General features: G+C 66.7%; 25 protein-coding genes. 16 read left to right on the forward strand and 9 right to left on the reverse strand.

Annotated elements, in window-relative coordinates; all coding sequences use genetic code 11:
* Positions 1–8 precede the first annotated feature (8 nt).
* The 13 genes from lptA (at position 9) to ABR323_RS00355 (ending at position 10,927) form a co-directional block, all read left to right on the forward strand.
* Positions 9–560 carry a lipopolysaccharide transport periplasmic protein LptA gene (gene lptA, locus ABR323_RS00295; protein ID WP_135272598.1) on the forward strand — a complete coding sequence of 184 codons (552 nt, stop codon included), beginning with the start codon at positions 9–11 and terminating at the stop codon, positions 558–560.
* Positions 560–1,279: an LPS export ABC transporter ATP-binding protein gene (lptB, locus tag ABR323_RS00300; protein ID WP_135272597.1), complete on the forward strand. Its 720-nt coding sequence runs from the start codon at positions 560–562 to the stop codon at positions 1,277–1,279. The genes lptA and lptB overlap by 1 nt, the downstream gene beginning before the upstream one ends.
* A gap of 40 nt (positions 1,280–1,319) precedes the next feature.
* Positions 1,320–2,750 carry an RNA polymerase factor sigma-54 gene (locus ABR323_RS00305; protein ID WP_439447813.1) on the forward strand — a complete coding sequence of 477 codons (1,431 nt, stop codon included), beginning with the start codon at positions 1,320–1,322 and terminating at the stop codon, positions 2,748–2,750.
* A 58-nt stretch (positions 2,751–2,808) separates the two neighbouring features.
* Positions 2,809–3,126 (forward strand): ribosome hibernation-promoting factor, HPF/YfiA family, encoded by a 318-nt coding sequence (gene hpf, locus ABR323_RS00310; RefSeq protein WP_004147311.1) that lies wholly within the window; start codon positions 2,809–2,811, stop codon positions 3,124–3,126.
* 21 nt (positions 3,127–3,147) lie between these two features.
* Positions 3,148–3,600, forward strand: coding sequence for a PTS sugar transporter subunit IIA (locus ABR323_RS00315; RefSeq protein ID WP_032130191.1), 453 nt, complete (start codon positions 3,148–3,150; stop codon positions 3,598–3,600).
* Positions 3,597–4,547 carry an HPr(Ser) kinase/phosphatase gene (gene hprK, locus ABR323_RS00320; RefSeq protein WP_004147299.1) on the forward strand — a complete coding sequence of 317 codons (951 nt, stop codon included), beginning with the start codon at positions 3,597–3,599 and terminating at the stop codon, positions 4,545–4,547. Before ABR323_RS00315 ends, hprK begins: the two co-directional genes overlap by 4 nt.
* A gap of 27 nt (positions 4,548–4,574) precedes the next feature.
* Positions 4,575–5,459 carry an RNase adapter RapZ gene (gene rapZ / locus ABR323_RS00325; protein WP_135272595.1) on the forward strand — a complete coding sequence of 295 codons (885 nt, stop codon included), beginning with the start codon at positions 4,575–4,577 and terminating at the stop codon, positions 5,457–5,459.
* A 272-nt stretch (positions 5,460–5,731) separates the two neighbouring features.
* Entirely contained in the window at positions 5,732–6,124 is a 393-nt protein-coding gene (locus tag ABR323_RS00330) for a PTS sugar transporter subunit IIA (RefSeq protein WP_010483657.1), read from the forward strand.
* On the forward strand, positions 6,117–6,386 hold the full coding sequence (locus tag ABR323_RS00335) for an HPr family phosphocarrier protein (protein WP_439447814.1): 270 nt from the start codon (positions 6,117–6,119) through the stop codon (positions 6,384–6,386). The genes ABR323_RS00330 and ABR323_RS00335 overlap by 8 nt, the downstream gene beginning before the upstream one ends.
* 2 nt (positions 6,387–6,388) lie before the next feature.
* Entirely contained in the window at positions 6,389–8,158 is a 1,770-nt protein-coding gene (gene ptsP / locus ABR323_RS00340) for a phosphoenolpyruvate--protein phosphotransferase (RefSeq protein WP_439447815.1), read from the forward strand.
* A gap of 184 nt (positions 8,159–8,342) precedes the next feature.
* The gene (gene mgtE, locus ABR323_RS00345) at positions 8,343–9,704 is read left to right on the forward strand and encodes a magnesium transporter (protein WP_135272592.1); all 1,362 of its coding nucleotides are present in this window, start codon (positions 8,343–8,345) and stop codon (positions 9,702–9,704) included.
* 63 nt (positions 9,705–9,767) lie between these two features.
* Complete coding sequence (locus ABR323_RS00350) at positions 9,768–10,034, forward strand: hypothetical protein (protein ID WP_057499388.1); 267 nt, start codon at positions 9,768–9,770, stop codon at positions 10,032–10,034.
* A gap of 71 nt (positions 10,035–10,105) precedes the next feature.
* Positions 10,106–10,927 (forward strand): prolyl oligopeptidase family serine peptidase, encoded by an 822-nt coding sequence (locus ABR323_RS00355; protein WP_439447816.1) that lies wholly within the window; start codon positions 10,106–10,108, stop codon positions 10,925–10,927.
* 102 nt (positions 10,928–11,029) lie between these two features.
* On the opposite strand, the gene ABR323_RS00360 is transcribed toward ABR323_RS00355, so the two are convergent.
* The 4 genes from ABR323_RS00360 to ABR323_RS00375 all read right to left on the reverse strand — a co-directional run bounded on the left by ABR323_RS00360 (position 11,030) and on the right by ABR323_RS00375 (position 13,707).
* Positions 11,030–11,521 carry an REP-associated tyrosine transposase gene (locus ABR323_RS00360; protein WP_439447817.1) on the reverse strand — a complete coding sequence of 164 codons (492 nt, stop codon included), beginning with the start codon at positions 11,519–11,521 and terminating at the stop codon, positions 11,030–11,032.
* A gap of 166 nt (positions 11,522–11,687) precedes the next feature.
* Positions 11,688–12,638: an aspartate carbamoyltransferase catalytic subunit gene (locus ABR323_RS00365; protein WP_439447818.1), complete on the reverse strand. Its 951-nt coding sequence runs from the start codon at positions 12,636–12,638 to the stop codon at positions 11,688–11,690.
* A gap of 15 nt (positions 12,639–12,653) precedes the next feature.
* Positions 12,654–13,148: a Holliday junction resolvase RuvX gene (gene ruvX, locus ABR323_RS00370; RefSeq protein ID WP_439447819.1), complete on the reverse strand. Its 495-nt coding sequence runs from the start codon at positions 13,146–13,148 to the stop codon at positions 12,654–12,656.
* A complete protein-coding gene (locus ABR323_RS00375) occupies positions 13,141–13,707 on the reverse strand; it encodes a YqgE/AlgH family protein (RefSeq protein WP_135272588.1) in 567 nt (188 codons plus the stop codon). Before ABR323_RS00375 ends, ruvX begins: the two co-directional genes overlap by 8 nt.
* A gap of 91 nt (positions 13,708–13,798) precedes the next feature.
* Here ABR323_RS00375 and ABR323_RS00380 point away from each other — a divergent pair, with 91 nt between their 5' ends.
* Both ABR323_RS00380 and ABR323_RS00385 read left to right on the forward strand, forming a co-directional pair.
* Positions 13,799–15,586: a DUF4153 domain-containing protein gene (locus ABR323_RS00380; RefSeq protein ID WP_439447820.1), complete on the forward strand. Its 1,788-nt coding sequence runs from the start codon at positions 13,799–13,801 to the stop codon at positions 15,584–15,586.
* On the forward strand, positions 15,583–16,128 hold the full coding sequence (locus ABR323_RS00385) for a DNA-3-methyladenine glycosylase I (RefSeq protein ID WP_439447821.1): 546 nt from the start codon (positions 15,583–15,585) through the stop codon (positions 16,126–16,128). The genes ABR323_RS00380 and ABR323_RS00385 overlap by 4 nt, the downstream gene beginning before the upstream one ends.
* Positions 16,129–16,213: 85 nt before the next feature.
* Here ABR323_RS00385 and ABR323_RS00390 read toward each other — a convergent pair whose 3' ends face one another.
* The 3 genes from ABR323_RS00390 to ABR323_RS00400 form a co-directional block, all read right to left on the reverse strand.
* On the reverse strand, positions 16,214–16,921 hold the full coding sequence (locus tag ABR323_RS00390; RefSeq protein WP_024956077.1) for a YitT family protein: 708 nt from the start codon (positions 16,919–16,921) through the stop codon (positions 16,214–16,216).
* 92 nt (positions 16,922–17,013) lie between these two features.
* Positions 17,014–17,463, reverse strand: coding sequence for a GNAT family N-acetyltransferase (locus tag ABR323_RS00395; protein WP_439447822.1), 450 nt, complete (start codon positions 17,461–17,463; stop codon positions 17,014–17,016).
* A 95-nt stretch (positions 17,464–17,558) separates the two neighbouring features.
* Entirely contained in the window at positions 17,559–17,771 is a 213-nt protein-coding gene (locus ABR323_RS00400) for a DUF4287 domain-containing protein (protein ID WP_439447823.1), read from the reverse strand.
* A 136-nt stretch (positions 17,772–17,907) separates the two neighbouring features.
* Here ABR323_RS00400 and ABR323_RS00405 point away from each other — a divergent pair, with 136 nt between their 5' ends.
* Positions 17,908–18,804 (forward strand): LysR family transcriptional regulator, encoded by an 897-nt coding sequence (locus ABR323_RS00405; RefSeq protein ID WP_439447824.1) that lies wholly within the window; start codon positions 17,908–17,910, stop codon positions 18,802–18,804.
* Between the two features lie 59 nt (positions 18,805–18,863).
* Here the strand turns inward: ABR323_RS00405 and ABR323_RS00410 are convergent, their stop codons facing one another.
* Both ABR323_RS00410 and ABR323_RS00415 read right to left on the reverse strand, forming a co-directional pair.
* The gene (locus ABR323_RS00410) at positions 18,864–19,847 is read right to left on the reverse strand and encodes an aldo/keto reductase (protein ID WP_439447825.1); all 984 of its coding nucleotides are present in this window, start codon (positions 19,845–19,847) and stop codon (positions 18,864–18,866) included.
* A 187-nt stretch (positions 19,848–20,034) separates the two neighbouring features.
* Entirely contained in the window at positions 20,035–21,177 is a 1,143-nt protein-coding gene (locus tag ABR323_RS00415; RefSeq protein ID WP_197583698.1) for a PilT/PilU family type 4a pilus ATPase, read from the reverse strand.
* Positions 21,178–21,228 lie beyond the last annotated feature (51 nt).

The raw sequence follows: 21,228 nt of genomic DNA on the forward strand, positions 1-21,228 counted from the left end.
GGACCCCGATGAAGATTCCCTTTGCCGCCGTACTCGCGCTTGGTCTTCTTGCTCCCAGCGCCGCCTTCGCCAAGTCCACCGACCGCAACGAAGACATGCATATCGATTCCGGCGCCCAGTCGGGCATGCTCACCGGCGACGGCAAGACCGTGCTGTCGCAGGGCGTGGTCATCACCCAGGGCACACTGGACCTGCGTTCGTCCGAGGCCGAGATCTACCTCAAGGATGGCGAAGCGGTGCGGGTGGTGTTCACCGGCAAACAGGCCAAGATGAAGCAGCAGCTCGATGACGGCACCTGGATGGACGCGCTGGCCGACCGCATCGACTACGACATCAAGACCGAGATCATCACCCTGACCGGCAACTACAAGGTCACCAGCGCGCGCGGCACCAATGCCGGCCAGCGCATGGTCTACAACACCCGCAGCGGTGAAATGAACTCCGGCGGCGACGGCAGCCGCGTGCGTACCGTCATTCCGCCGAAGAACAAGACCCCGGCGGCGCCTGCGGCACAGCCCAAGGCCACCACGCCGGCAGCATCGGCCGGGAGCAAGAAGTAATGCTTGTCGCCAAAGGCCTGCGCAAGAAGTACAAGCAGCGCGAAGTCGTCAAGGACTTCGGGTTGACCCTGGATGCCGGTGAAGTGGTCGGCCTGCTCGGCCCCAACGGCGCCGGCAAGACCACCTGCTTCTACATGATCGTCGGCCTGGTCGCCGCCGATGCCGGCAGCATCGTGCTCGATGGCAAGGACATCACCGGCGACCCGATGTACACCCGCGCCAAGCAGGGCGTGGGCTACCTGCCGCAGGAACCGTCGGTGTTCCGCAAGCTGAGCGTGGCCGACAACATCCGCCTGGTGCTGGAACTGCGCGAGGACCTCGATTCGAAGGGCCGCGAGCGCGAATTGAACAGCCTGCTCGACGAACTGCAGCTGGGCCATGTCGCCGACCAGCTCGGTGCCAGCCTGTCCGGCGGCGAGCGGCGCCGTTGCGAGATTGCCCGTGCACTGGCCGCACAACCGCGCCTGATCCTGCTCGACGAACCGTTCGCCGGCGTCGATCCGATTTCGGTCGGCGAGATCCAGCGCATCGTCACCCATCTCAAGCAGCGCGGCATCGGCGTGCTGATCACCGACCACAACGTGCGCGAGACCTTGGGAATCTGCGACCGCGCGTATATTCTCGCCGAGGGCAGCGTACTGGCCCAGGGCTCGCCGGAAGCGATCCTGGACAACGCCGACGTGCGTCGCGTCTACCTTGGGGATTCCTTCAAGCTGTGACGGCAAGCGCCGGGTCCCTCTCCTTCCTTTCGGCACAGGCATGAAGACTCGGCTGCAGACATCGTTGGGACAGCAGCTGGTGCTTACGCCCCAGCTGCAACAGGCGATCAAGCTGCTGCAGATGTCCAGCACCGAGCTGGAACTGGAGATCGCGCAGGCAGTGGAAAGCAATCCACTGCTGGACTGGGCCGACAGCAGTGACAGCAGCAGTGCCGCCAACGAAGGCGGCGATGCTGATGGCAACGACGGCGACGCCCCTGCGGAGCGTGCCGACAACGGCGACGACTGGGCGCCGGCCGAACTGGATTGGAGCGCCACCGGCAGCGGCGGCAGCTTCGACGATGACGACGACAACGGCAGCGCGGCCGAGCGCGTCGCCGAAACCGAAACGCTGGCCGACCATCTGCTGTGGCAGCTGCACCTGTCGCATCTGTCCGCCCGTGATCGCAGCATCGGCGCTGCGCTGATCGATGCACTGGACGATGACGGCTACCTGCGCGAGCCGCTGGCCGGCATCGCCGAAACCCTGTTGCCGGCAATCCACGCCGACGAGGACGAGATTCTCGCGGTGTTGCATCGCATCCAGCGCTTCGACCCGGTGGGTACGGCTGCACGCACGCTGGGTGAATGCCTGCTGCTGCAATTGGACGTGCTGGCCGACGCAACGCCGGGCCTGGCATTGGCGCGACAGATTGCCGCAGGCCCACTGGAGCGTTTGCCGCGCAGCGGCGTCGCCGGGCTGGCCCACGAGTTGAAGCAGCCGCTGGCCGAGGTCGAGACCGCAGTGACGCTGCTGCGCTCGCTGGACCCGCGCCCGGTCACGCAGATCGCACCGCTGTCGCAGGACACCTATGTGGTGCCGGACGTGGTGGTATGGCGGCAGAACGGCGTGTGGCGCGCCGCGCTGGCCGCGCATGCCGGGCCGAAGGTGGTGATCCATCGCGGCTACGAACAGCTGATCCGACGCTGTGGCGAGGCCGATGCCGGCTACCTGCGTGCGCAGCTGCAGGAAGCACGCTGGCTGCTGAAGGGCCTGCAGCAGCGCGGCGACACCCTGCTGCGGGTAGTACGCAGCCTGATCCTGCAGCAGGCCGGTTTCCTTGAATTCGGCGAACAGGCGCTGCGCCCGCTGACCCTGCGCGAGATCGCCGCCGAGCTCGGCCTGCATGAATCGACGGTGTCGCGCGCGATCGCCCGCAAGCACGTGCGTACACCGCGCGGCACCCTGCCGCTGCGCGCCTTCTTCGCCTCCGGCATCGACACCGAAGGCGGTGGCGAGGCGTCCAGCACGGCCATCCAGGCGATGATCCGGCGCCTGATCGACGACGAGAACCCGCGCAAGCCGCTTTCTGACGCCAAGCTGGCTGACCTGCTCAAATCGTCGGGAATTCCAGTAGCGCGGCGCACCGTGGCGAAGTATCGTGAAGCCATGAACATCTCCGCCTCGCACGAAAGGGTCAGAATCGCTTGACGCGCCGCCGCGCCCGGCGGAGAGGTTCATTGGCACATCCGAACACAGGAGAAACCCGATGCGCATCGAAACGTTTGGCAAAGATGTCGAAGTCACCCCGGCCCTGCAGTCCTATGTAGAGGAGAAGCTGGCCCGGATCGGCAAACACTTCGACCAGCACTGCGAAGCGCGGGTGACCCTCAAGCTGCAGAAGACCGAACACCACGTCGACGCCAGCCTCAACATTCCCGGCCAGACCCTGCACGCTGAGGCCAATGCCCAGACCATGTATGCCGCGATCGACCTGCTTGCGGACAAGCTTGACCGCCTGGTGATCAAGCACAAGGAGAAAAAACAGCAGCACGCGCCGCTGCCGGTGGGCGACAATGGTGGCTGATCGCCACCGTTCCCCGCAGACATGCCCCTGACTGACCTCCTGGCGGCCGTGCAGACCCAGCTCTGCACGGCCACCGACCGCGACAGCGTCCTGCAGGCCGCCGCCGGGTTGCTGGCCTGCCGCCAGGCCAACGCCGAACAGATCTACCTGAACCTGTGCCAGCGCGAAGCGCTGGGCAGCACTGCGATCGGACACGGCATCGCCATTCCCCACGGCCGCGCGCCGACCCTGGACCGCCCTCGTGGCGCCCTGCTGCGGCTGGCCACCCCGGTCGACTTCGGTGGCGACGAGCCGGTGGACTTGGTGTTCGCCATGGCCGTCCCCGCCCACTACACCCACCAGCACCTGATGCTGCTGTCTGAACTTGCCGAGCTGTTTTCCGCGCCGGATATCCGCCAGGCGCTGCGCGAAGCGGGGGATGCACGGGCACTGCGCGAGGCGCTGGACATGACCCCACCTGCGAGCGCCGCATGAATACCAGCATCACCGCCCGTGAACTGTTCGAACAGCAGCGCGAGCGGCTGGGGCTGCGCTGGGCCGCGGGCAAGTCCGGCGAGAAGCGTGAACTGGAGGCCGGCAATACGGTCTCCCGGCGGCCCTCGCTGGCTGGCTACCTCAACGCGATCTATCCCAACAAGGTGCAGATCCTCGGCACCGAGGAACTGTCCTGGCTGGATGCGCTGGAACCGCGCCAGCGCTGGGAGACCATCGAGAAGATCATGCAGTCGCATCCGCTGGCGCTGGTGCTGACCCGCAACCAGCCCTGCCCGGAAGACCTGCGCGCTGCGGCGGACGAATCCGGTACGCCGCTGTGGCTGTCGCCCAAGCGCGGCCACGAACTGCTCAACCACCTGTCCTACCATCTGGCACGCACGCTGGCACCACGGGTGATCCTGCATGGCGTGTTCATGGAGATCTACTCGATCGGCGTGCTGATCACCGGTGAGGCTGGTTCGGGCAAGAGCGAACTGGCGCTGGAACTGCTCAGCCGCGGCCACCGCCTTGTTGCCGACGATGCACCGGAGTTCACCCAGATCGCCCCGGACGTGCTGGACGGCACCTGCCCCGAACTGCTGCAGGACCTGCTGGAAGTGCGCGGCCTGGGCGTGCTGAACGTGCGCGAGATGTTCGGCGACACGGCTGTAAAGAAGAACAAGTACCTTCGGCTGATCGTCCACCTGACCAAGCCGATGACCGAACCGACCCCGCATGGCTACGAACGCCTGACCGGCGATTCCGGAACCCGCCATGTGCTGGACCTGGATGTTCCGCTGATCACCCTGCCGGTGATGCCCGGCCGCAACCTGGCCGTGCTGACCGAGGCGGCCACCCGCCTGCACATCCTGCGCACCAAAGGCATCGATCCAGCGGCCATGTTCATCGCCCGCCACAGCAACCTGCTGGAACGGCGAACGCCCTGATTCCCCTGTCCCTCGAAGAGCCTGTCCATGAGCACCGCAACCCCCTCCGCCCCGACCCTGATCATCGTCAGCGGCCTGTCCGGCTCGGGTAAATCCGTCGCCCTGAAGACCTTCGAGGACCAGGACTACTACTGCTCGGACAACCTGCCGATCCAGCTGCTGCCGGACTTCGTGCGCAGCGTGCTGGTCAACCATGACGGTGCCGGCCGGCGCCGCCTGGCAGTCGGTATCGATGTGCGCGGCCAGTCCGACCTGAGCCAGCTGGGCAACTGGCGGCAGCTGGCCACCGACGCCGGCGTGGAAGTGAAGGTGCTGTTCTTCGAAGCCAGCGACGAAACGGTGCTCAAGCGCTATGCCGACACGCGCCGCCGTCACCCGCTGAGCCAACTGGGCCTTTCGTTGCCCGAAGCGATCGCACGCGAGCGCGAGCTGACCGCACCGTTGCGCCGTGAAGCCGATGCGGTGATCGACACCAGCGCGCTCAACGTGCACCAGTTGCGGCGGCGGATCATCACCGAGTTCGCGCTGGACCACGCCACACGCCTGTCGCTGCTGTTCGAATCGTTCGCCTACAAGCGTGGCGTGCCGGCTGAAGCGGACTTCGTGTTTGATGCACGCGTGCTGCCGAACCCGCACTGGGACCCGGACCTGCGCGCGCTGAGCGGCCGCGAACCGGGCGTGCGTGATTACCTGGAAGCGCAACCGGACGTGCAGCGCTACCTGGCCCAGCTGATGGATTTTCTCGACACGTGGCTGCCGAAGCTGGGTGATGGCACCCGCAGCTACGTAACTGTGGCCTTCGGCTGCACCGGCGGCAAGCACCGTTCGGTGTTCCTGGCCGAACGCATGGCGCGCCACGCTCGTGAGATGGGCTGGGAAGACGTGGCGACCTATCACCGCGAACAGGATTGACCTTCGGGCGAAGACGGAACAATGGGCGTAGATCCACGCCATGCGTGGAGACCGCCCACAGGGCGGCACAAGCATCCGTAGCCGGCTGCTGTCCACGCCCCCTTTTGGCCGAAGTTGATCGCCTGCCGGAGCTGCTCCGGGGCGTTTGGACCCTGCGCGCAGGATCCATCCACGCATGGCGTGGATCTACTGGGCGGAATACATGAATACGGGACACAGTGCCCCTCTTCTGCTGCTATCGCCAATTCACCTTGACCTGTTAACGTGCAGTAATGACCTGTGGCATTCTCCTCGTAACACATCCTGGGGTCGGGACCGCCCTGCTTGACGTGGCGACCCGGCTCCTGCGGCAGTTGCCGCTGAAAACAGAAGCTTTCGAAGTACCGTTCGACGCAGACCTGGACGCCTTGCTTCCGCTCGCCTCGGCCGCCCTGCGGCGGGTCGATGGAGGGGAAGGCGTGCTGATCCTGACCGACCTGTACGGTGCCAGCCCCGCCAACCTTGCCGGGCAGCTGGCCCGGCTGGGGACCCCGGTTCGCCGGGTGTCGGCGCTGAGCCTGCCGATGTTGCTGCGGGTGATGAATTATCCGGAACAGGGACTGGATCAACTGCCCGCCACAGCCGCGGCGGGTACCCGTAATGGAGCGATAGTCGACGATGCTTGAACGAGAACTCACCGTCAGCAACCGCCTGGGCCTGCATGCCCGGGCCACCGCCAAGCTGGTGCAGACCCTGGCGCCGTTCCGCTGCAACGTGACCATGGCCGCCAAGGGCCGTGAGATCAACGCCAAGAGCATCATGGGCGTGATGCTGCTGGCCGCCGGCCAGGGCACCCCGGTCACGGTGCGCATCAACGGCGAGGATGAAGCCGCGGCCATGGACGCAGTGGTCGGCCTGTTCGAGCGCCGCTTCGACGAGGACAACTGAGCGTGCCACGCGCACGCGCCGGCCAGGTCATTTCCGGCCAACGGCCGGTACAGCTGCTGGCCGGCCATGGTGCGGCCCGTGGCACCGCGATGGGCCGGGCCCGCGTACGCCTGCCACATGCGCTTGAAGTCGCCGAACAACGCGTCGCCGCCCACCAGGTCGAGGCCGAACTGGCCCGCCTGCATCGTGCGGTGGATGCCGCACGCATGGAAATGCACGAGCTGCGACAGCGCCTGCATGGTGCACTGAACCAGGAAGTGGGCGAATTCCTCGACCTGCATGCGCTGCTGCTGGACGATCCCGAGCTGCTGTTCGGGCTGGACGAGCTGATCCGCAGTGGCCCCTACAGCGCTGGCTATGCGCTGCGCCTGCAGCGTGATCGCCTGGCCAAGGTCTTCGATGGCATGGACGATGCCTATCTGAAGAGCCGCATGGACGACCTCGACCATGTGATCGGCCGCATCCACGCTTTCCTGCAGCCCGAGCGGCCGCCAGCCGTGAAAGGCCTGGCGGGCGAAATTCTGGTCTGCGACAACATCGCGCCTTCCGAACTGGCGCAGCTGCAGGCGCAGGGTGTGGTCGGCATCGTCACCGCCGCCGGCAGCGCGCTGTCGCACAGTGCGATCCTGGCGCGCAGCCTGCACCTGCCCTTGATCGTCAACGTGCCGCAGCTGCTCAGCCGCATCGCCGATGGCGACGTGCTGATCATCGACGGCGCCGACGGCAGCATCACCGCCAACCCGCAGGCCGACAACCTGCGCGACTACCGTGCACGCCTGAAGGAGCACGCGCGCGAACAGCGCGAGCTCGGCCGCCTGCGCAGCAAGCCCAGCCGCACCCGCGACCAGGTCGACATCGCCCTGCTGGCCAATGCCGAATCGCTGGAGGACGTGACCCAGGCGCATGCGCTGGGCGCGCACGGGCTCGGCCTGTACCGCACCGAATTCCTGTTCCTGCAGCGCAACGAGCTGCCGGACGAAGAAGAACAGTTCCAGACCTACCGCGATGCCGCACTGGGCATGAGCGGACGACCGGTGACCATCCGTACCCTCGACCTGGGCGCGGACAAGGCCGATCGCACCGGCCTGACCCTGAGCAATGAAGAGAACCCGGCACTGGGCCTGCGCGGCGTGCGCCTGTCGCTGGCGCGGCCGAAGGTGGCCGACACCCAGTTGCGCGCGATCCTGCGCGCCTCGGCCTATGGAAAGCTGCGCGTGCTGGTGCCCATGGTCAGCACCCGCGAAGAGTTGCTGGCGGTGCGCCGGCGCATGCTCAAGCTGACCGAGCAGCTGCGCGGCGAAGGCCACATGGTGTCCGACCATGTGCCACTGGGCGCGATGATCGAGGTACCCGCCGCTGCGCTGGCGCTGGAGAGCTTCATCGATCTGGTCGACTTCCTGTCGATCGGCACCAACGATCTGGTGCAGTACCTGTTGGCTGCCGATCGCAACAACGAAGCGCTGGGCGAGCTGTACTCGCCGCTGCACCCGGCGGTACTGCGGCTGCTGCAGATGGTGATCGAGACGGGCGCGCGCCACCGTATCCCGGTGGCGGTGTGTGGTGAGATCGCCGGCGACGCACGGATGACCCCGCTGCTGCTGGCACTGGGCCTGACCGAGTTCAGCCTGCACCCCGGCACCCTGCTGGAGGTGCGTCGTGCGATCCGCGAGGCCGACCTGTCGGTGCTGCGCGCCCGCGCGCCGAAACTGCTGGCCGCCCGCGACCGCCGCGCCATCGAGCGCTGGCTGGCGCTGGTGGCCGAAACCGCCTGAGCGCCGCGCTACGCGCTCGCCGGGCACGGCCCGGCGCTACCACCGCAACGCGTCCCCGGTAGCGCCGGGCCATGCCCGGCGGGGTATGCGTTGCAACATCCGCTTGCGATAATGACGCGCTGAACACCCCTGTTGCCGCATCCTTCCCAGGATCGCGGCATTTCTTATCCCCGCGGGAGCTGCGATGGCTGAGGCTGTACGCCACGACAAGACTGCGCGCCAGTTGCGGATGCTGTCCGATGCACTGGACAGTGGCCGGCTGGGCCCGGTACGCCGCCTGGTCAATACCCTGGCACCGGCCGAGATCGGCAACCTGCTCGAATCGCTGCCGCCGGGCAAACGCGAAATCGTCTGGGGCCTGGTCGATCCGGAAGACGATGGCGAGGTGCTGGTCCACGTCGGTGACGACGTGCGCGAGAGCCTGCTCGCGGACATGGACCCGGACGAGATCATCGCCGCGGTCGAAGACCTGGACATCGACGACCTGGCCGACCTGGTCGAAGACCTGCCGGACACGGTCATCGACGAAGTCCTCAAGTCGATGGACCGCGAGAACCGCGAGCGCCTGGAACAGGTGCTGTCCTACCCCGAGGACAGTGCCGGCCGCCTGATGAACCCGGACGTGGTGACCGTGCGCGCCGACGTCAACGTCGACGTGGTACTGCGCTACCTGCGCCTGCGCGGCGAACTGCCCGACCACACCGATCACCTGTTCGTGGTCAGCCGCCGGCACCAGTACCTGGGCCGCGTGTCGCTCGCCTCGCTGGTGACCCACGAGGACACCACCCCGATCAACCGGCTGATCGACGACGAGCAGCCGGCCATCGATGTCGGCGAAAGCGACCAGGAAGTGGCCCGCCAGTTCTCCGACCATGACTGGATCTCCGCCCCGGTGGTGGATGACAACAACATCCTGATCGGCCGCATCACCATCGATGACGTGGTCGACATCATCCGCGGCCAGGCCGAGCATCAGGCGCTGGGCGCCGCCGGCCTGGACGAGGACGAGGATCTGTTCAGCCCGGTCTGGCGTGCCATGCGCCGCCGCCTGATGTGGCTGTCGGTGAACCTGTGCACGGCCTTCCTGGCCTCCAGCGTGGTCGGTCACTTCGAAGGCACGATCGACAAGCTGGTCGCGCTGGCCGTACTGATGCCGATCGTCGCCGGCCTCGGCGGCAATGCGGGCACCCAGGTGCTGGCGCTGATGGTGCGCGGCCTGGCACTGGGCCAGGTCGGCAGCTCCAACGCGCGCACACTGCTTTGGAAGGAAGTGCGGGTCGCCCTGCTCAACGGCGTGGTGCTCGGCTCGGTGCTGGGCCTGATCGTGCTGGCGTGGTTCCACTCGCCCGGGCTATCGGCAGTCATCGCCATCGCGCTGACCTGCAACCTGCTGTTCGCGGCCCTGGCCGGCGTGCTGGTGCCGTTGACGCTGAAGCGCTTCGGCTTCGATCCTGCACTGGCCAGCGGCATCTTCCTGACTGCAGTGACCGACTCGATGGGCTTCTTCACCTTCCTCGGCCTGGCCACCATGGTCCTGCTGCACTGATTCCTGCAGGGCCGGATTCCTGCGACGCAGGGCTCCGACCCGCCTCCATTCCTGGAACATCCCATGGCAACAACGATCGAAAACTACTTCCAGCCCGGCTGGCGCGACCAGCAGCACACCTGCCCGGCCTGCGAATGGAAGGGCTGCTCGCGTGCCATGGTGATGGAGCTGGACGAGGATGCCACCGAGTACGACTGCCCGGTCTGCGAGAACCCGATGCTGGTGGTTCTGCATCCGGACATGACGCAGGTACAGGCAGCTGCGGCCGAAGGCAACGCCGAGGCGCAGGAGCAGCTGGACATCATCGCCAGCTTCCCGCGCCCGCAGTGACGCGGCGCACGATGCCGCATTGACGTGTGGCGGACTAGGATGCAGTTACACCTGCCCCCTCGGGAAATCCCATGGTCCGTTCGATGTCGCGCTGGCTGCCATGGCTGGCCATTCTGATGATGACCGGCTGCGCCACATCGCTGCCGGACAGCGCGCGCGGCCGCTTCGAAGCGCGCGCAGTGAAGGTGGACGGGCAGACGGCCTACTACCAGGTGTTCATTCCCGCAGGGCTAAGTGCTCGCAGCCCTGGCGAGCAGACGCCTGCAGCCTCCAATGTCCCGGTCGTCCTGTTCCTGCACGGCTCGGGCGAGCGCGGCGCCGATGGCGTCAAGCAGACCTATTCCGGACTGGGGCCCTACCTGCGTGAGCACCCTGACTTCCCGGCGCTGGTGGTCTTCCCGCAGGCACCGCGCCATTCGGAGTGGAGCGGCCGCAACAACCGCATGGCGGTGGCCGCACTGGACGCGACGATCGCTGAATTCGGCGCCGACCCGGCACGGCAGTACCTGACCGGCATGTCGATGGGCGGCTACGGCAGCTGGAACATCGCCCTGGACGACCCACGCCGCTTCGCCGCGATCGTGCCAGTGTGTGGCGCCGTGCTGGCACCACGCGCGAAGCGGCCGACCCTGTTCGTCGAGCAGGTCGCGCAGGAGGCCGACCCGTATACGGTGATCGCCAAGCGACTGCAGCACACGCCGATCTGGATCTTCCACGGCGCGCTGGATGATGTGGTGCCACCGGACGACGACCGCAGGCTGCACGCCGCATTCCAGAACGCCACTGCACGCGACGTGCGCTACACCGAATACCCGGAAGGCAACCACAATGCCTGGGACGCCACCTACGCCGACCCGGCGATGTGGGAATGGCTGTTCGCGCAGAAGCGCTGAGCCACAGCTTCTGGTAGTTGCCAACCTTGGTTGGAACCTGGCTTCGGTGGGTGACCGCCAAGGTTGGAACCTGGTTTCGGTGGGTGCCAACCTTGGTTGGCACTATCTATCCGCGCCCATGACCTCCGCCTTGGCACAGGAACCTTCGAGTTCCCACTTACACCACGCATGCGGGTACTCGCCAAGCTGCGTTGCCAGCCCCGCCCTGATCGGATTCGCCATCACATACATTGCGTGCCGGAACAGCGATTCATCAGAGCGGATCGCGTGATCGTGATAGCAGGACTGCCAGAAGCGCCCCACCCTTCCCAGTACCCGGTTTGCGTGCACGGCCGTACGCGATTTGAAGCGCTTCATGACAACGTCGAGCGATGCCGCACGCAGCTGCATCAACCAGTGGACGTGATCCGGCATGACCACGTAGGCGATCGAATGGGTCAGACCTTCCAGATCCAGACGCTGGAACTCCTGCATGGCGGTAACCGCAACGGTGTCATTGGCAAACAGAGCCGCCCGGCCATGCACGTTCGTCGTGAGGATGTAGCTCTGGCCGATACTGGAATGACGGCCTAGCAGGAGGCGGGTGCTGTTCATGCAGAAGAGCATGGGCGGGCGCATGATCCCTGAACATAGGGAAATCACCTTCGCCCGGGTAGGCCAGTGCCAACCAAGGTTGGCACCCACCACACCAGCAATACCAACCAGGTTGGCACCCACCACACCAGCAGTACCAACCAAGGTTGGCACCCACCAGGGCAGATCAGCCCAGCAGGGTTTCCAGCACGGCCATGCGCACGGCAACGCCGTTGGCTACCTGGCGCAGCACCCACGACTGCGGGCCATCTGCCACCTCGTCGGTCACTTCCACGCCGCGGTTGATCGGGCCCGGGTGCAGCACCGCTGCATCCTTGCCGGCCCGCGCCAGGCGTGCAGCATTCAGGCCGTACTGTGCGTGGTACTGCTCCAGCGACGGCACCAGGCCTTCTTCCATGCGCTCGCGCTGCAGGCGCAGCATCATCAGCGCGTCGACGCCTTCCAGCATCGCGTCGAAATCATCGCCGACCACGCAGCCCTTCAGGGTCTCATCGTCCGGCAGCAGCGACTGCGGGCCGCACACGCGGATCTCGCCCACGCCCAGCGTACGCAGCGCATGCAGGTCGGTGCGGGCCACGCGCGAATGCTTCACGTCGCCGACGATCACCACCTTCATCTTCGAAAAATCCGGGCCCTTGGCCTGACGCAGGGTCAGCATGTCCAGCAGGCCCTGGGTCGGGTGCCCGCTGCGGCCGTCACCGGCGTTGATCAGTGCAGTGCCCTCGCCCGCCGCTTCGGCCAGTGCGGCAACGGCGCCATCATCGGGGTGACGCACCACGAAACCGCGCACGCCCATCGCTTCCAGGTTGCGCAGCGTGTCGCAGGCGGTTTCGCCCTTGCGCGTGGACGAGGTCGAGGCATCAAAGTTCAGTACGTCGGCGCCCAGTCGCTGTGCAGCCAGCTGGAACGAGCTGCGAGTGCGGGTGGACGGCTCGAAGAACAGCGTGCACACCGCCGAACCGGCCAGCACGTGGCGCTTGTTGCCAACACGACCGACGGCCGCGTCGCGGATCTGGCCAGCGCGGTCGAGCAGCTGCAGCAGGGTTTCGCGCGGCAGGCCCTCGAGGGTCAGCAGGTGGCGCAGGCGTCCGGAGGCATCGAGTTGCTGGGCGGTCATGGCGGTGTCGGGCAGTCAGGGAATGGGGGTGGCGTCGTCCGGCGACGACAGCCAGCGGTCGATGATCACCGCCGCGGCCACGGCATCGAGGGCGGCCGCATCGCGGCGGCGCTTGCGCCCTTCGGCGCGCTCGACGGCGAAGCGGCGGGCGGCCTCGACCGAGCTGGAACGCTCGTCGATCATCACCACCGGCAGCTTGAAACGTTCCCGCAGCTGGCGGGCGAAGCCCTGCGCACGCTTGCGGTTGGGCTGGTCCTGGCCGTCCAGGGTCAGCGGGTCGCCGACCACCACGCCGTCGGGCTTCCATTCCTTGATCAGGCGCTCGATGGCGGTCCAGTCCGGGCCGTTGCCGTGCACATCAACCACCGCCACCGCACGCGCATGTGCGGCGAAGGCACTGCCGATGGCTACGCCGATCCGGCGCGAGCCGACATCGAAACCCAAAACGGTGCCATCACGGCGGATCGCCGGGGCAGCAGAATCCGGCGCGGGCGTGATGGGTTCAGACATGGCCGCTGTAATCGGTCAGGCGGAACAGGTCCACGCCGATGCGTGCGGCCGCGCCCTGCCAGCGCTGCTCCAGCGGCAACTGGAATACCAGTTCGGCGTCGGCCGGCACGGTCAGCCAGCTGTTCTCGGACAATTCGCTTTCCAGCTGCCCTGCGCCCCAACCGGCACAGCCGAGGGTGACCACGGCATTGGCCGGACCTTCGCCGCGCGCCATCGCTTCGAGGATGTCGCGCGAGGTGGTCAGGTACAGGCCGTCGCCCACGGACAGGCTGGAATCCCACGCCCGTGCATCGTCATGGATGACGAAGCCGCGTTCGGGATGCACCGGGCCGCCGTTGAGCACCATGCGTGCCTGCAGGTTGCCATCACCGGTGGTGATGTCCATCTGCGCGAGCACTTCGCCCAGCGTGTACTCGGAAGGCTGGTTGACCAGCACGCCCATCGCACCGTTCTCGTCGTGCTGGCAGATCAGCGCGACGCTGCGGGCAAAGGTCGCGTCAAGCAGCGACGGCAGCGCGACGAGCAGGTGATCGGCAAGGGAGGTCGGCGTTACAGGCATGGGCCCATTCTACCTGCTGGGGCCGATATGGTCGCGCGATGGGCGCGTGCAGCGATGGGCTAGGATGGCGCTTTGCCATGGAAGGTCATCGATGCAGCCCTCTTCACCCCTGACCCTGCCGGCACGCAGCGCCATCGTCCTGATCGCCCTGCTGCAGGGCCTGATGCTGTACGCCGCGCAGGAGCTGTCCGATGCATGGCCGTTCCGCGATATCGGCTGGCGCTACTGCTGGTACGCCTGGGTGCTGGCCATTCCCAGCGCGGTGGCGCTGAGCCTGGTCGAGCTGGGCCAGCGCCGCCTGTGGCTGCAGGCCGCGCTTGGCTCTTCGGTGGTACTGCTGCTGGCCGCCTGGATCGGCTGGAACCTCAACGGCGAGACCGCACTGGAATCGGGCGCGCTGCAGTTCCCGCTGACCCTGGGCATGGCCGTGGCGGTGTTCGTGGCCCTGCCCTGGTGGCAGTTCCAGCTGCAGCACGGGCATTGGCGTGCCAGCTACCCGGAGTTGTTCGAGCGCGCCTGGCAGAACGGTTTGACCCTGGCCCTCGCCGCACTGTTCACCGGGCTGACCTGGCTGCTGCTGTGGCTGTGGGCGGCGCTGTTCCAGCTGCTGGAGGTGACGTTCTTCCGCGACCTGTTCCGGCAGGACGCGTTCATCGCCTTGGCCACGGGCAGCCTGGCAGGGTTTGGCGTGCTGATCGGGCGCACCCAGCACCGCGCGATCCAGATCACCCGCCAGGTGCTGTTCGCGATCTGCCGCGGGCTGCTGCCGCTGCTCTCGTTCATCGCGGTGCTGTTCGTGCTGAGCCTGCCGCTCACCGGGCTCGAGCCGCTGTGGAAGACCCGTTCGGCCGCCAGTCTGCTGCTGGTGCTGTCGCTGCTGCTGGTGTCGTTCACCAATGCGGTCTACCAGCAGGGCGACGACACCGCGCCTTATCCGGTCCTGCTGCGCAGGCTGGTTGAAGCCAGCCTGCTGGCGCTGCCGGTCTACGCGGCGTTGGCGCTGTATGCACTGGGCCTGCGCGTGGTGCAGTACGGCTGGACCGTGGACCGCTTCTGGGCGGTGCTGACCGCAGTGGCCATGGCCGGCTATGCGGTGGGATACGCACTGGCGGTGCTGCGCCGACAGGGGCGCTGGCTGCAGACGCTGGAGCCGGTCAACCGCTGGATGTGCTGGGGGGTGCTGGCACTGGCATTGCTGGGCAACTCGCCGCTGCTGGACCCGGTGCACCTGACCCTGTCCAGCCAGCTGGCGCGCCTGCGTGCGGACCCGCCGGCGATCACCAGCAGCGACGTCAACGTGCTGCGCTTCGATCTCGGCCGCCGTGGCGTGCAGGCACTGCGCGAACTACAGCATGATCCGGCCATCGCCGCCGATGCCAACGCGCCGCAGGTGATCGCTGCAGCGCTGGCGCGTACCTCGCGCTGGGACGACGGGCACCGCCTCGACAAGGGGCCGCAGGACGTCGCCGCCCTGCAGCGCGCGCTGAAGGTGGCCAAGGGATCCACTTCGCCGCCGGACGATTGGTGGAAGGCACTGGCCACGCGCGCGATCAACGGCGAATCCTGTGCCGGAAGCGAGCGTGACTGCCTGATCGTGCATCGCGACCTGGACGGCGATGGTACCGGCGAAGTGCTGCTGTGCGAGCTGTACACCCACCGTGGCCCGGACTGCGTGCTGTACGCACGTGGCAGGGATTCCCACTGGCGCCGGGCCGGTTCGCTGTTCGGCACCGTCAGCGGCCAGGCCATTGCGATCAACCAGGCCCTGCGTGATGGCGAACTCACTCTCGAACCGCCGCGCTGGCCGATGCTGTCCATCGGCGGGCGCCCTGCGCTGGCCATCGATCCCGAGCCCGAATCCAACGAGTCTTCCCCATGAGCGGCTACTGCCTCATCGCCCCGGGCCATCCGGTGCACGACTACTACCACGCCAACGAGTACGGCTTCCCGCAGCGTGACGAGCGCGAACTGTTCGAGCGGCTGGTGCTGGAAATCAACCAGGCTGGCCTCAGCTGGGAGACGATCCTGAAGAAGCGCGAGGGCTTCCGCACCGCCTATGACGGCTTCGATGTGGACCGCGTGGCGGCGTATGCCGAGCAGGACATCGAACGCCTGCTGTCGGACGCGGGCATCATCCGCAACCGGCTGAAGGTGCTGGCGGCGATCCACAATGCGCAGGTGATCCAGCAGCTGCGGGCCAGCCATGGCAGCTTCGCGGCGTGGCTGGACGCGCACCACCCGCGCAGCAAGGCCGACTGGGTGAAGCTGTTCAAGAAGACGTTCCGCTTCACCGGCGGCGAGATCACCGGCGAGTTCCTGATGAGCCTGGGCTACCTGCCCGGTGCGCACGCCGAGGATTGCCCGGTGCATGCGCGGCTGCTGAAGTTGTCGCCGCCGTGGGTGCAGGCCGACGCCCGCTGATGGATATCCGCCGGGCATGGCCCGGCGCTACCGGAACCACCACGTGGTAGCGCCGGGCCATGCCCGGCGAACGCGGTACCCGCAGTCACACGCCCATGTAGCGACCGGGGCGGTGGTTGAACATCAGCACCAGGCTGAGCACCACCGCGCCGATGGCCGAGTACAGCACCTTCGACGGCGACAACACGAAGAACGCGGCCACCATCAGGCAGGCGTCGTAGGACATCTGCACCTTGCCCGCGCTCCAGCCACGGGTGCGCTGCAGGTACACCGCCAGGATGCCGATGCCACCGAGGCTTGCACGGTGGCGGATGAAGAACAGGATGCCCAGGCCGGACAACGCACCACCCACGATCGCCGAATACAGCGGGTTGATGTGCGAGAAGTCGATCCAGCGCGGCAGCAGATCGGTCAGCACACCGCAGGCGGTGACCGCAGCGAAGGTCTTCAGGGTGAATTCCCAGCCCATGCGTCGCAACGCCACCCAGTAGAACGGCAGGTTGACCAGCACGAACACCAGGCCGAAGTTCCAGCCCATCGAGTAGTGCAGGAGGAACGCCATGCCGGCCATGCCGCCGATCATCAGCCCGCCCTTGGCGAAGATGGCCAGGCCCAGCGAGGCCACCATCGTGGCCAGCACCATGCCCTGCACGTCCTCGGCGATCGAGTGGCGCAGCGCTTTCTCATCGGCGGTGGTGCCGGCACTGTCGGGCGGCGGGGTCAGCGGACCAGCGGTGACCAGGTGGCCGTCAGCGTCGTCGCACGGCGCTGGGCCATGGGAAGGAAGGGACATTCGGGTGGGGAACAGCAGGTGGGGAGCGGTATTAGACACGATCTGCATGACAGTTGCAGATGAAATCGTTCAGCCACCCTCGCCCATTCAGGTTATTTCGGGACAACTGCTGGCAGCACGGCCAGCATGTCCTCTCCGTCGTCGTCCATCCCGGTCTCGACGAATCCGAAGCTGCCGTAGAAGGCGCCGGCCACCGGATTGCGCGGGTTGTAGCAGATCTCGATCTCGGCCAGCCCGGGTGTGCCCCGGATCTGCGCCAGCGCCAGTTCCAGCGCGCGTCGACCGATGCCACGGCCCTGCCAGCGTTGATCGACCATGAAGCGCCAGATCGACATCCGCTGCGGCGTCTCCGGCACCCACATGAAGAATCCGACCCACTCGCCATCGGCACGGATGGCGCGGGTCTGGTAGCCGGGATGGAACGCCGCCTGCACCAGCGACCAGGTATTGCTGGCCACGAAGCCCTGCTGCGCCTCACTGACGTCGAGGTCGCACACCGCCTCGTAGTTGTCGGGGGTGATCGCTTCCAGCGTGACCTGCATGCGGGCGTCCTGCCTGAGGATGGGCACCCAGTCTGCCCGCCCCTGCATCCCGTGGGGCGAGGCCGCCGACAATCGTTCAGCGCGGGGTTGCCTGCTCAGCCTTTGCCGGCCAGATGGTGCGCCACCAGCGCGTTGGCATGGCCATGGCCCAGCCCATGTTCACTCTTCAGAAAGCTGACCAGTTCCATGTGTTTCAGGCCCTTCTTCCCTGCCAGCAGCCCGAACCAGTGGGCGACCGGCTGTCCATAGGTCTTCTCGATGGAGGGGAAGTACGAGGCCGGGCCCTTGGGCTGGGTGTCAGTGCTCATGCGGAAGCTCCTTGCGTTGGATGTACCGGTACGACGAACCGGAGTACGGGAAATCGACAGGCCTGTCGAGTGTGCGTTGGCATCCCTCCACGCATGGCGTGGATCTACAGGTTCCAGGGAGCCGTATGATCCCAGCATGCCCCGCGAAAACCTCAACGACCTGCAGGCCTTCGTCCACGTCGCCCGCGAGGGCAGCTTCACCAAGGCTGCCGCCCAGCTGGGGGTGTCCCAGTCCGCGCTCAGCCATGCCATGCGCGGCCTGGAACAGCGCCTGGGCGTGCGCCTGCTGACCCGCACCACCCGCAGCGTGTCCACCACCGAAGCCGGCGCCCGCCTGCTTGAAACACTTGGCCCACGCCTGGCCGAGATCGAGGACGGGCTGGCCGCGCTGGCCGAGTATCGCGAACGCCCGGCCGGCACCATCCGCATCAATGCCACCGGCCATGCCGCCGAGTACATCGCGTGGCCACGGCTGGCGCCTCTGCTGCAGCAGTATCCGGATCTGAAGGTGGAACTGGCCGCCGACTACGGGCTGGCTGACATCGTGGCCGAGCGCTACGACATCGGCATCCGCCTGGGGGAGCGGCTGGCGCGCGACATGATCGCGGTACCGATCAGCCCGCCGCTGCGCATGCACGTGGTTGGTGCACCCAGCTACTTCCGCCAGCATGTGGTGCCACGGCATCCGAACGAGCTGGCAGACCACAACTGCGTGACCCTGCGCCTGCCCACGCATGGCGGGCTGATGCCGTGGGATTTCGGCCAGGACGGCAACGAACTGAGCGTGCGCGTGAGCGGCCAGTGGACCTTCAACACCATGGGCATGACCCGCGCGGCTGCGCTGGCCGGCAGCGGATTGGCCTGGCTGCCGGAAGACCAGGTACAACCGATGCTGGACGACGGCCGCCTGCAGTCGGTGCTGGACGACTGGTGCCCGCACTTCGATGGCTACTACGCGTATTACCCGTCGCGCCGCCACGTCACCGTGGCGATGCGCACGGTGCTTGATGCGCTGCGTGGGCCCATGGGGTGAGGGTTGAGGAGTGCGGACCAACGGTCCGCACCCACCTGCGGTCCACCCTCACCTGATGGTCAGCCCTTGGCCTGGGCTGCACGCTGGGCGTTGTAGCGCTCGCCGACAATCGATACTTCTTCCAGCGCCTGCGCGATGCGCTGCAGCTCCTCAGGCGCCAGCTGCAGGTCGGCCGCACCCAGGTTTTCTTCCAGGCGATGGATCTTGGTGGTGCCCGGAATCGGCACGATCCACGGCGCCTGCGCCAGCAGCCAAGCCAGCGCTACCTGCGCCGGGGTCGCACCACGTGCGGCAGCAATGGTGCTGATGCGATCGACCAGTGCCTGGTTGGCGCGGCGCGCCTCCACCTCGAAACGCGGCACGGTGTTGCGGAAGTCGTTGGCGTCGAAGGTGGTGTCGGCGTTGATCGCGCCGGTCAGGAAGCCGCGCCCCAGCGGACTGAACGGCACGAAGCCGATGCCCAGCTCCTGCAGGGTCGGTAGCAGCTCGCGCTCCGGCTCACGCCACCACAGTGAGTACTCGCTCTGCACGGCGGTGACCGGCTGCACCGCATGCGCGCGGCGCACGGTGGCGGCACTGGCCTCGGACAGGCCGAAGTGGCCGACCTTGCCCTCGGCGATCAGGTCGCGCACGGTGCCGGCCACATCCTCGATCGGCACGTTCGGATCGACCCGGTGCTGGTAGAACAGGTCGATATGGTCGGTGCGCAGGCGCTTGAGGCTGGCTTCGGCCACTGCACGGATGTTCTCCGGGCGGCTGTCCAGTCCGGTATCGACGCGCGCGTCCTTGAAGCCGAACTTGGTGGCGATCACCAGCGTGTCGCGGTACGGCGCCAGCGCCTGGCCGAGCAGGTCTTCATTGGTGTACGGGCCATACACTTCGGCGGTGTCGAAGAAGGTCACGCCGCGCTCGACGGCGGCGTGCAACAGGGCAATACCCTGGCCCTGCTCCACCGGCTGGCCGTAGCCATGGCTCAGGCCCATGCAACCCAGGCCGAGGGCGGAAACCTTCAGGCCACTGCGGCCGAGTTCACGTGTCTGCATCGTCGCGCTCCAGAGGGGGAACGCTGACGATACGCCTGCAGTGGCGATGGATTGAACCGACTGGATGGCAGTCGGTCATGACTGGAATTCATCAATGTGCGGAGGTGCTGCCCGTAGAGTCGAGCTTGCTCGACTGTTCTTCCCGGGTCGAGGAAGCTCGACTCTGCGAAAAACGCAGGTCAACGAATCAACGGATCTCGGAGATCTCCACGCCATCCAGCCCCTGCGACAGGGTGCGCGCGTCGCCGCCCTGGCTGAGCTTGATGCGCAGGCGCACCTCGTTCTGCGAGTCGGCGTAACGCAGCGCGTCCTCGTAACTGATCTCGCCGGCCTGGTACAGCTCGAACAGGCTCTGGTCGAAGGTCTTCATGCCCAGCTGGACCGAGTCCTTCATCACTTCCTTCAGTTTGTGGATCTCGCCATCGCGGATGTAGTCCTGCACCAGCGGCGTGCCCAGCAGGATTTCCATCGCCACCTTGCGCGAGCGACCATCGGGCGATGGCACCAGCTGCTGCGCGACCACGCCCTTGAGGTTCAGCGACAGGTCCATCAGCAGCTGGTTGCGGCGGTCTTCCGGGAAGAAGTTGACGATGCGGTCCATCGCCTGGTTGGCGTTGTTGGCATGCAGGGTGCACAGCACCAGGTGGCCGGTTTCGGCGAACGCGATGGCGTGGTCCATGCCTTCGCGGGTACGCACCTCGCCGATCATGATCACGTCCGGCGCCTGGCGCAGGGTGTTCTTCAGCGCGGCTTCCCAGCTGTCGGTATCGATGCCGACTTCACGCTGGGTGATGATGCAGCCCTCGTGCTTGTGCACGAACTCGATCGGGTCTTCGATGGTGATGATGTGGCCGGTCGAGTTGTGGTTTCGGTAACCGATCATCGCCGCCAGCGAGGTCGATTTACCGGTACCGGTGGCGCCGACGAACAGGATGATGCCGCGCTTGGTCATCGCCAGCGTCTTGATGATCGGCGGCAGGCTCAGTTCTTCCACGGTCGGAATGCGCGTCTCGATGCGACGCAGCACCATGCCCACCTGGTTGCGCTGGTAGAAGCAGCTCACGCGGAAGCGGCCGACACCGGACAGGCCGATGGCGAAATTGCATTCGTGGGTCTTCTCGAACTCTTCGCGCTGTGCCGGCGTCATCACGTTCAGCACCAGGTCGCGGCTCTGCTGCGGCGTGAGCGGGGTCTGCGTGATTGGCGAAATCTTGCCATTGACCTTCATCGCCGGCGGCATGCCGGCGGTGATGAACAGGTCCGAGGCGCGCTGGTGCGCCATCAGCTTGAGGAACGAAGTGAAATCGATGGTGGTCGCGGTGGTGTTCACGGCGGGCTCCCAATGGGGCATGTACCAGGAAACGGTCGGTTGAGGAAACGG

Origin of the sequence: Stenotrophomonas sp. ATs4 (assembly GCF_051861585.1) — a bacterium.
Classification (GTDB): Bacteria; Pseudomonadota; Gammaproteobacteria; order Xanthomonadales; family Xanthomonadaceae; genus Stenotrophomonas; species Stenotrophomonas maltophilia_AS.